Raw genomic sequence first — 6,000 nt, 5'->3', positions numbered from 1 at the left:
CTTGCCATGGCTCTTGGGAAAGAAGGGTTGCAGCCGCGCCATCTGCGCTTCGGTCAGCCAGAAAAGGTTGCTCATCGGTCAGTCTCCTCGCAGAGCCTGAATCACGCCGAAAGTGGAAGATCAATGGGTCCTGACCCTAGCAGCCAGGTTTAGGCTGAGCGATTGGCTCGACGCCTACTGGATGGCAGCCCGTTTTCGTGGCCGCGCACTCTGCATGAAAATCCTCGAGTTCGAGTCTCTGGAGAAGGACCTCAGGACGTACCTCGATGCACTTCATGGGATCGACGATTCTGCTACACCCGAGAGAGAGACCGAGCATCAGAAGCGGGCCAAAGGGCCGGGAAGAACCAAGGAAAAACGTGAAAGAATTGCAGAAGCCGCCCTCCGACACTACGGTAGCAGCGAGCGGACGAAGTCTTGGAAGCAGGTCCACCGCGAGATGCTGGACATTCTAGACGACGATTTCAGCTTGATGTCACTGAAACGCGCCTTCGCTGACCTTAAGGAAGCGAAAGAGCGAGAACAGAAATAGATCATAACTTTCTGAAACATTTTTGAGCTTTTTGATCATCTCGCTGCGCCAACTTCGCGGCAATACCCTGCCTCCCATCGTAATCCGTGGGAGTGCGCAACATGCAAGAAGTTTACGTCACCGACGCCCAAGTCGCGGCCCGATACGGCGTCCACAGGGCAACCCCCTGGCGCTGGGCCAAGGTTGATCCGTCCTTCCCCAAACCCGTGAACCTTACACCCGGCTGCACCCGCTGGCGGCTCTCGGAAGTTGAGGCTTGGGAGAAATCGCGGGCGCATGCCGCCTAAACGAAACCGCCACACCTCGGCAGGGCGGCGGCTCTATTCGTTCACGGCATTACAGGATGCTCAGAATATAGCCCGATCCGACCCTGCCCGCAATGAGGCAGAGAGTATGACCCAAGAGAAACAGAAACGCTGGGGCCGAGCGGTCTACACGGTCCAAGACTCCGATAAAGAAACGCGGGAAATTGTCTTGATGGGCCGCGACCGCTGGGCGCTGGAAATGCTGATCCTGGCAGGCCCGCGCGGCCTTACCGCTATCGAAATGAACGGGCCTCGGCTGCATGCCTATGTCTTCGATCTGCGGCACGAGCACGGGCTGACCATCATCCGCGAAGACGAGCCGCACGGGGGCGATTTCCCGGGCCGCCACGGGCGCTATTTCCTCAGATCGAAGGTGGCTCGCAAGGCCACCCAGCCGGTGGCCGCATGAAAGCGCGCCCGAAAACCCGCCCGCGCGGCTTCGCGCCATGGAACCCCCGGCCCGACACTCTGGCCCTTTTGGCGCAGGTGCGCGGTGTGCTGGACGAGTATCAGGAGCACCTGCCGCTCACCATTCGGCAGGTCTTCTATCGCCTTGTTGGGGTGCATGGCTACGACAAGACGGAACAGGCCTATTCCCGGCTCTGCGAGACGCTGGGCCGCGCCCGCCGCGCCGGGTTCATCGCCTTTGACGCGATCCGGGACGATGGCGGGACACGGCACGGCGGCGATGTGTGGTCAGGGCCGCAGGAATGGTTGCAAGGCGTCGCCAGGGCCGCGCGGAACTTCAGGCTTGACCGGCAGGAGGGCCAGCCAACGCGTCTCTGGCTGCTTTGCGAAGCCTCGGGCATGGCCCCGATGCTGGCCTCTGCGGTCGCCGACTACGGCATCCCTGTCCTATCGTCCGGTGGCTTCGACAGCCTGACTGCGAAGCACGAGCTTGCCCGCGAAATCGCCGATGCCCAAGGATTCAGCGAGGGCGTCGAAATCCTGCATGTCGGCGACCATGACCCTAGCGGCGTCCACCTGTTCAGCGCGCTTGCGGAAGACGTCTCGGCGATGGTGCAGAGCCTTGGCGGGCCTTTCCCGAACTTCACCCGCCTTGCCGTGACACGGGCACAGGCAGAGGCGCTGGGCCTGCCAACTGCCCCGCCCAAACCGACCGACAATCGAGCCTTTCAGGGCGAGACCGTTCAGGCAGAGGCCATTCCACCGGATTTGCTGTCGCAGATCGTGCGGGATGCGGTGGAGGCCAGGCAGATTGCGACGGTACGGGTGGATGTGTTGGCCCGCGAAGCTGAAGCACGCCTGTTGCTCCTCGACCGGCTGGGGGTGGCGGCATGACCGACGCGGATCAACAGCCCGTTGCGCATCTCGCAGACGAAACGGCTCTGCCGCCGCAAGCCCGTCTTCTGGGTTACATCGCCATTTTGGCCGCGCTGACGCGAGAGGCGGCGACAAAGGGCCTGAACAGCGGCCCTGCTGACCTGGCGGTCATCCTGGACAACATCAGCGACTATGCGACTCGGACGGGTGACGCTGCTGCCGACGCGGCGGACGTGCTGGGGTGTGGCCCCGAGACAGTTGAGGCGGTTCGCTTCGGGAAGGGCCGCCTTGACACCTTCCGCGCCTGTCAGGGCATGGAGGGCACCGCATGACCGCCCTTCGTCTCCTGCGCCTTCGTCGCCTGTGGGGCTTTTCTGGCCCTGTGGCAGCCGCCCTCGCTCACCTCGCCTATGGGGAGGGCAGAGAATGATAGTCATCCAGAAGAACCGCAGCGAGGAAGTCAGAGTGTCACTTGACGACTTCCGAGGCACACCCCTGCTGAACATCCGCACCTGGTATCTCGCCCAAGACGGCGAAATGCGACCCGGCAAGCAGGGCATCGCGTTGCGCCCGGATCGTGCATTGGAAGTCGCGAAGGCCATTTGCTCCATCGTGGCCCCTAGCGACGGCGGAGGCGACTGATGGGGCGCGACAAGAGAAACGAAAGGCGGGCCGAACACTTCACAGTCATGGTCCGCAACCTTATGCAGACCGATGCTTGGCGGGCGCTTGGGCCAACTGCGCAAGCCCTCTACCCGTGGCTGAAGCTGGAATGGCACGGACCGAAGGCCAACAACAACGGCACGCTCAGGCTGTCTGTCAGGCAGGCGGCAGATCGGATGGGGTGCAGCAAGAACGCGGCGGCACAGGCGTTCATAGCCCTGCAGAAGAAGGGCTTCCTGGTCGTCAAAGAAGCGGCGAGCCTTGGCTTCACTGGCGAGGCCAAATCCCCAGCCTATGAGTTGACCGAGATCGAGTTGCCGAACCAGCCCTCAGGCCGGAAGCTTTACCAGAGCTGGCGCGAGGGCGGCGATTTCCCGGTCATCAAGACGCTGACCAACAACCCGACCGGCAGGAACGGAAAAACAAAACCCTGTCACCAAAATGAGGACAACCCTGTCATCGAAATAGGGACGTTTCGGCAAACCCTGTCCCCAAAAAGAGGACAGCCTGTCCCAAAAAGAGGGACGAAATGAGCAGTTTCTGCACCGTCCCTGTCCCTAAAATGAGGACATCCTTAATTACCATACCCACCGCCTCGGCGGTGCTGCATGGCACCTCTGCGGATCGACAAGACGCCGAACATTGGGGGTGGGCAAAAGTCTGGAGGGCCGGTCTCTTGGCTACCCGCGCCCCCCTTCGTTCGCTCCGAGAGCAGGCAAAACCGGGGGTGGGGGTTTTGTGGAGATGCTGGAAATGCGGGACATATAGCCGCCCCCTTTCGCCAAATGCCGCCCGCACCTTGGCCCGCGATACTCTCGCGGCGCTGCCCAGCTATCCAACACCCTGGAAAGGAAACGACGGTGGCTAACCCCGCATGCCAGACAATACGCAGCACACACCCGGGGAGGACGCAGGCATGACCTCACGGAGCTTGAAAGCCAAAGGCAAGGATATGGACCAACCTGCCGCGTGGTCTCCCACTGCCGCCAATGTCGATCCGCCCCGTGCCGAACTGAAGTGGGAAGACGAGGTACTGCACATCACTGCGCGCGGGAAATGGGACCGCATCCTGAAAGGTGCCAGCACCGTGCCGGTCGCCGACATGGTGCTTTCTCAAGCAGCGTGTCTCGGCTCGCACAAGAAGCGCGCGGACGAAAAGTCCACGAACTTCGTACTTGGCTTTGTCGATGCCATGCAGCCCCGCGATGCCGCCGAAGTGCTCTTGCTGACGCAGATGGCCGCCATTCACCAGGCGACCTTGATGCTCGCCCGGCGCTTGAACCATGTCGAGAATATCCCGCAACAGGATGCAGCCGAGCGGGCATTGAACAAGCTCAGCCGCAGCTATGCCGTCCAGATGGACACGCTGAAGCGCTATCGATCGAAGGGGCAACAGGTTGTCCGGGTCGAGCGGGTGACAGTCGAGAACGGGGCGCAAGCAGTCGTTGGAAACGTCAACCACGGGGGGAGGGGCGAAGATGAAACCTGACGGCTACCCCTTGCAGCAGGTTCCCCGCTGCACCGCACGCAGCAAGCGGACAGGCCTGCCTTGCTGCAATCACCCCGTCCGGGGCTGGACCGTGTGCCGGATGCACGGCGCGCGCGGCGGCGCTGGGCCTGGGAAGCTCAACCCGGCCTATCGCCACGGCGGTCGGGCGAAGCAGGCTGAGGAGATGCGCAAGATGGTCGCGGAACTGCTGCGCGAAAGCCGCGAGATTTCCCTTCCTCTGATCGGGTCTGATACTTCCGATTAGCCGCCTCAGATGGATCCTCCCTTTCCTGAAAGCAGGAAACTCCGAACTGCGCGCTGCCTGCGCTAATCACCCACCTCCAGCGCCCCGTCCGGCAGCGGTCGCTGCAGCTTCACCGCCTCGGCCCAAGGTGCAGTCAGCCACTCTGACCACTCATCCGCCTCGGTTAGAATGACCGGCATCGCCTTGGGGTGGATCGCCCCCACCTCGGCATTCGGTGGGCAGGTCAGGAACGCATAGAGGTCATCGGTCGTCTGGCCATCCTTCAGCTTGCGGATCGAGGTCCAGTCCGGCACCCAGATCCCGGCGAAGAACATCGGGCGTTCCTCGCGCGACCGGAACCAGGCGTTGCCCGATCCTCTGCCACCGGGGCGCGGTTCGGCGAATTTGGTCACAGGGACCAGGCAGCGGTGATCCGGCCCCAACCAGCGCCGCCAGTGGGGCGAGCCGGTGTTGCGGACGTTGGTCACGCCCCGGTCTATGCCAGACGGGCTGTGGAACTGCGGTGGCGACGGCAGGCCCCATCTGGCGCTGCGCAGGGCATGACCGCCACCCTCTGCCGTGATGATAGGCGCCATGCGGTCAGGGTAGACGTCGCCTGTTTCGACGTTGCCCGCCTGATTGTCCATGTCGGCGAAAAGCTGGCGCATGGCCTCGGCGGCAGTGGTCTGGTTGTAGAGGTTGCACATCGTCAGGCCTTTTCGTTCCGCCAAAGCCAGCGCTCGATCTTGCGGACAGGGCGCCGCACGGTCAAGCCAGTCAGCATCGCAGCGCCCGGAACGGTCCACGAGACGTCGATGAAATCTGCCGTTTGACACCGGCTACACGGCCAGGGTGCAAGGTGGACTTGGTGATGCTCACCCACGACCTTGACCAGATCGGCAGCCCAGAAGTGCAATGTCCTTCGGCAACCGTTGCAGCGCAGGGTGATGAGCATCCCGTCGTGGGCGGCATCGCACATGCGGCGGTTGCGGAACGGGTTCCCGGATGGACCGGCGGCGGGCATGGCAGTGATTCCTGTCGAGGCCAACCACGAGAACATAGAGAGAACATTCGCGCAAGATTCGCGCAAGTCTGGATGCGACAATGCCGAAGAAGTCTTGGCCTTCGTCACGCCGAAGCACTCAAGACCACTGCAGCACAACGGACGGACGCTAACCCCTCTTGATGCTGAAAACAGGGGCGGATCAGACTGTCAGGCGCACCGCTCACCACCCTAACATAACCCTGAGGTCCCGTCCCGCTGGTCACACTCGATGAAGGTCTTTCGGCAGCCAAAAGACGCGCTGAAAACAACGGTAGATCAGCGCCCGGACCCGCCTGTTATCTCTTGGTAACAGGCGGGCCTGACGCACCCGAGAATAGGTACTGATCAGGCACTGAAACTATAACCGAAAATGCCCGTCAGTGGCAGTGCACGTACCCGGTGCTGTTGTCCATGTGGCAGCACTGACCGGGCGGGGAG

At 62.4% G+C, this 6,000-nt stretch carries 11 protein-coding genes; 9 read left to right on the top strand and 2 right to left on the bottom strand.

Annotated elements, in window-relative coordinates:
• The first annotated feature begins 214 nt into the window (after positions 1 to 214).
• The 9 genes from JNJ68_RS18965 (at position 215) to JNJ68_RS18925 (ending at position 4,538) form a co-directional block, all read left to right on the top strand.
• Entirely contained in the window at positions 215 to 532 is a 318-nt protein-coding gene (locus JNJ68_RS18965) for a hypothetical protein (RefSeq protein WP_294985185.1), read from the top strand.
• Between the two features lie 101 nt (positions 533 to 633).
• Positions 634 to 819 (top strand): AlpA family phage regulatory protein, encoded by a 186-nt coding sequence (locus JNJ68_RS18960; RefSeq protein ID WP_294985182.1) that lies wholly within the window; start codon positions 634 to 636, stop codon positions 817 to 819.
• Positions 820 to 925: 106 nt separating this feature from the next.
• On the top strand, positions 926 to 1,246 hold the full coding sequence (locus JNJ68_RS18955) for a hypothetical protein (RefSeq protein WP_294985179.1): 321 nt from the start codon (positions 926 to 928) through the stop codon (positions 1,244 to 1,246).
• Entirely contained in the window at positions 1,243 to 2,139 is an 897-nt protein-coding gene (locus tag JNJ68_RS18950; RefSeq protein ID WP_294985176.1) for a hypothetical protein, read from the top strand. Before JNJ68_RS18955 ends, JNJ68_RS18950 begins: the two co-directional genes overlap by 4 nt.
• Positions 2,136 to 2,453 (top strand): hypothetical protein, encoded by a 318-nt coding sequence (locus JNJ68_RS18945; protein WP_294985173.1) that lies wholly within the window; start codon positions 2,136 to 2,138, stop codon positions 2,451 to 2,453. Before JNJ68_RS18950 ends, JNJ68_RS18945 begins: the two co-directional genes overlap by 4 nt.
• A 94-nt stretch (positions 2,454 to 2,547) precedes the next feature.
• Positions 2,548 to 2,763, top strand: coding sequence for a transcriptional coactivator p15/PC4 family protein (locus JNJ68_RS18940; protein ID WP_294985170.1), 216 nt, complete (start codon positions 2,548 to 2,550; stop codon positions 2,761 to 2,763).
• Positions 2,763 to 3,317, top strand: a complete 555-nt coding sequence (locus JNJ68_RS18935; protein ID WP_294985167.1) for a hypothetical protein — start codon at positions 2,763 to 2,765, stop codon at positions 3,315 to 3,317. Before JNJ68_RS18940 ends, JNJ68_RS18935 begins: the two co-directional genes overlap by 1 nt.
• A 383-nt stretch (positions 3,318 to 3,700) precedes the next feature.
• A complete protein-coding gene (locus JNJ68_RS18930; protein WP_294985164.1) occupies positions 3,701 to 4,273 on the top strand; it encodes a hypothetical protein in 573 nt (190 codons plus the stop codon).
• Positions 4,263 to 4,538 (top strand): hypothetical protein, encoded by a 276-nt coding sequence (locus tag JNJ68_RS18925; RefSeq protein WP_294985162.1) that lies wholly within the window; start codon positions 4,263 to 4,265, stop codon positions 4,536 to 4,538. The genes JNJ68_RS18930 and JNJ68_RS18925 overlap by 11 nt, the downstream gene beginning before the upstream one ends.
• Positions 4,539 to 4,600: 62 nt before the next feature.
• On the opposite strand, the gene JNJ68_RS18920 is transcribed toward JNJ68_RS18925, so the two are convergent.
• The gene (locus JNJ68_RS18920; RefSeq protein WP_294985161.1) at positions 4,601 to 5,224 is read right to left on the bottom strand and encodes an SOS response-associated peptidase; all 624 of its coding nucleotides are present in this window, start codon (positions 5,222 to 5,224) and stop codon (positions 4,601 to 4,603) included.
• Positions 5,225 to 5,226: 2 nt separating this feature from the next.
• Entirely contained in the window at positions 5,227 to 5,649 is a 423-nt protein-coding gene (locus JNJ68_RS18915; protein ID WP_294985158.1) for a hypothetical protein, read from the bottom strand.
• Positions 5,650 to 6,000: the final 351 nt, after the last annotated feature.

This window comes from Tabrizicola sp., assembly GCF_016793705.1.
In the GTDB taxonomy this organism is placed as follows: domain Bacteria; phylum Pseudomonadota; class Alphaproteobacteria; order Rhodobacterales; family Rhodobacteraceae; genus Tabrizicola.
The sequence above is the reverse complement of the archived record's forward strand: the minus strand, read 5'-3'. Positions and strand labels throughout refer to the sequence as shown.

Excerpts from the sequence above, each read along its gene's own strand:
- JNJ68_RS18965 (WP_294985185.1), top strand. The coding sequence starts at position 215 with ATGAAAATCCTCGAGTTCGAGTCTCTGGAGAAGGACCTCAGGACGTAC.
- JNJ68_RS18960 (WP_294985182.1), top strand. The coding sequence starts at position 634 with ATGCAAGAAGTTTACGTCACCGACGCCCAAGTCGCGGCCCGATACGGC.
- JNJ68_RS18955 (WP_294985179.1), top strand. The coding sequence starts at position 926 with ATGACCCAAGAGAAACAGAAACGCTGGGGCCGAGCGGTCTACACGGTC.
- JNJ68_RS18950 (WP_294985176.1), top strand. The coding sequence starts at position 1,243 with ATGAAAGCGCGCCCGAAAACCCGCCCGCGCGGCTTCGCGCCATGGAAC.
- JNJ68_RS18945 (WP_294985173.1), top strand. The coding sequence starts at position 2,136 with ATGACCGACGCGGATCAACAGCCCGTTGCGCATCTCGCAGACGAAACG.
- JNJ68_RS18940 (WP_294985170.1), top strand. The coding sequence starts at position 2,548 with ATGATAGTCATCCAGAAGAACCGCAGCGAGGAAGTCAGAGTGTCACTT.
- JNJ68_RS18935 (WP_294985167.1), top strand. The coding sequence starts at position 2,763 with ATGGGGCGCGACAAGAGAAACGAAAGGCGGGCCGAACACTTCACAGTC.
- JNJ68_RS18930 (WP_294985164.1), top strand. The coding sequence starts at position 3,701 with ATGACCTCACGGAGCTTGAAAGCCAAAGGCAAGGATATGGACCAACCT.
- JNJ68_RS18925 (WP_294985162.1), top strand. The coding sequence starts at position 4,263 with ATGAAACCTGACGGCTACCCCTTGCAGCAGGTTCCCCGCTGCACCGCA.
- JNJ68_RS18920 (WP_294985161.1), bottom strand. The coding sequence starts at position 5,224 with ATGTGCAACCTCTACAACCAGACCACTGCCGCCGAGGCCATGCGCCAG.